Origin of the sequence: Moorena sp. SIO4E2 (genome assembly GCF_010671945.1) — a bacterium.
Lineage (GTDB): Bacteria > Cyanobacteriota > Cyanobacteriia > Cyanobacteriales > Coleofasciculaceae > Moorena > Moorena producens.
The window spans coordinates 1-2,301 of sequence record NZ_JAAHIE010000901.1; the positions used below are offsets into that span (position 1 = coordinate 1).

Below are 2,301 nucleotides of genomic sequence, written 5' to 3' on the forward strand. Positions count from 1 at the left end.
GTAACAGTGCGCCGTGGTCAAGATCGAGAAATTTGGTTTCGGACGGTTGTTGATCCCAAGGAAAATGGTGGTACTGTTCTCAAATTGGATTTTACCCAAGTACTACAGAGTCAGTTGCATGGGGTACATAAGCCCCTAGATCGACCAGTAGATAACCGTCCTCTGGCTACGTTACCAGATATTACTGATGCTGAGATCAAACAACTAAATGCGATCGCAATTTACTCCGTTGATGACCTAGATCGCTACACCCAAACCCCAGCAATGATCGCCGAAGTTAGCCGCAAAACTGATCTTCGAGAAGCACGGATTCGGATGTGGCGACAACTGCCATTTTTGACTGAAGTGAAACCAGCCAAATCACCGCCAGGGAGTAGTGTGGTGATTGAAGGGGGTAATTTCGGTTCTGTGCCTTCACCCGATGCTCTAGTTTTGTTTCAGGGTCAGCCAGCCCAAATCATCAGTTGGAGTGAGTCCCGCCTGAGTGTGATTATGCCCCAAGTCACGGGTGTTGGTGTGCTATTTGCTGTGATTAATGGTCAAACGACCAATACTCTTCCTTGGGAAGCCACTACCATTGATTTATTGGTGCGTGACATTATCCTAAATCCGCCATTACCAGTAGCAGGGGATTTAATTACATTAGAAGCAGATCTAATTAATCAAGGAAGTAGCCCTTCCGGTTCTTTCCAAGTTGAGTGGACTATTAATAATCTATCTGACCTTAGTCCCCATGGCACCTTACAACCAAATCAGCGATCGCAAGACAGCAGCATTCGTCATCAACTTAGGTTTAAGGCTGGCTTCCATATGATCCGCTTCACGGCTGATCCACAACAACAACTCGCCGATATCAACCCAAGCAACAGCACCTTTACCAAAAAGATTTGGGTCAAATCGCGCCAAGAGCTTACCATTGCTGATTTTCGTCCGATTAAGACCCTTGACCCTTTGCTCAACCCAAACCTAGGACCAGCAGATGTATTGAGTCTGGTGTTCCGGGGTTTATGTCGTTTTAATTCCTTACGTGGGTTGCTGGTTCCCGATCTTGCTGTCAAGTGGAAGCTAGAAACTGTAGACAAAATCACTAAAATTCTTTATTTCCAGCTTCATGACAACCTACGTTTCCACGATGGCACCCCTCTAACGGTTGCTGATGTTGAGTTCACTTATCAGGTACTACGGAAAATTGACTCACCCTGGCGCAAACTGGTTTTGACAAGCATCAGGGATATCAAAAGTGGTAGATCAAAAAACCATTGCGTTTACATTACAGTCTGCCTCTCAAAGGTTACCCTCTCAATCCCATCCCCTCAGGGAAATTGATTCCATTGAGCCTAGGGATTCCCATCCCTTAGCAATCGACCCAGGCCCGGTAGCTAAACCTCCTATTCATCCCCAACTTTTAACTTTGGGAATTGTACCGCGCCATTGTTATGGTACAAAACACTTTGGGATAAAGCCGATTGGGACTGGACCATTCCAAGTTGAGACCTTCGGTTCTAGTGGCATCCAGTTGAGTGCTTTTCCAGACTATTGGCAAGGCACACCACGATTTGATCAAATTGTCATTCCCGTCATCTGTGATCACAAACAGCTGCTCGATATGGTGCTAGGCCATAAAGTCACTGCAGCGGTGCTCCCTTACTCAAAAGACCTGGCACAGACCTTGAGGGAAAACAAAGAATGGACTGTCGTGCCTCTTACCCAATCTCAGCCACAGTTACTACAAGTACAATCGACTAGGATTCAGGAACGGATGCCCAACCCTTTCAATACAAACTGGAATGCTCATCTGTGGTACAGCACTTCTCCATCGGGTGAGGTACAAAGTTCTGGGTTGGAGGGAGTAGGGAGTAGGGAGTAGGGAGTAGGGAGTAGGGAGTAGGGAGTAGGGAGTAGCAATGCAGTATGCTCTTGGGAACCCAGATAACTATGAGTAACGCTATATAAAGTTACAGATTATTATTGCTCCCGCTTGGATTTAGATAACGTACAAAATAAAATTTAACACAAGTCAAGTCTACCGGATTTCACTTGAAAATTTGCTAATCTGTTGAGGTGCAAATCACCTAAAAAACGATCCGAGTGTCTAAGAGCTGTATTATTTTGTAATGTTGCTTGACCTTGAGCTTATTTTGATGGGAATACCATGACTAACTTGCCTGAGCCTGTGCCACCCAATCAGCCTGAACATAGTAACAACGGTACCGCCAAGAACTCAGCCAATGGTAATTCACCACCATCTCCTCCCCAAACTCAAGAGGAGCAACATTTATCTACCCTGCCGTTGTCAAACCT

General features: G+C 45.6%; 2 protein-coding genes. Both read left to right on the forward strand.

Translation table 11 applies throughout. The features are described 5' to 3' along the window. The coding region (locus tag F6K37_RS38745; protein ID WP_287256500.1) for an ABC transporter substrate-binding protein at nt 1-1,326 on the forward strand (1,326 nt) is incomplete at its 5' end. After that, on the forward strand, nt 1,241-1,867 hold the full coding sequence (locus F6K37_RS38750) for an ABC transporter substrate-binding protein (protein WP_044494051.1): 627 nt from the start codon (nt 1,241-1,243) through the stop codon (nt 1,865-1,867). The genes F6K37_RS38745 and F6K37_RS38750, both read left to right, overlap by 86 nt. Nucleotides 1,868-2,301: the final 434 nt, after the last annotated feature.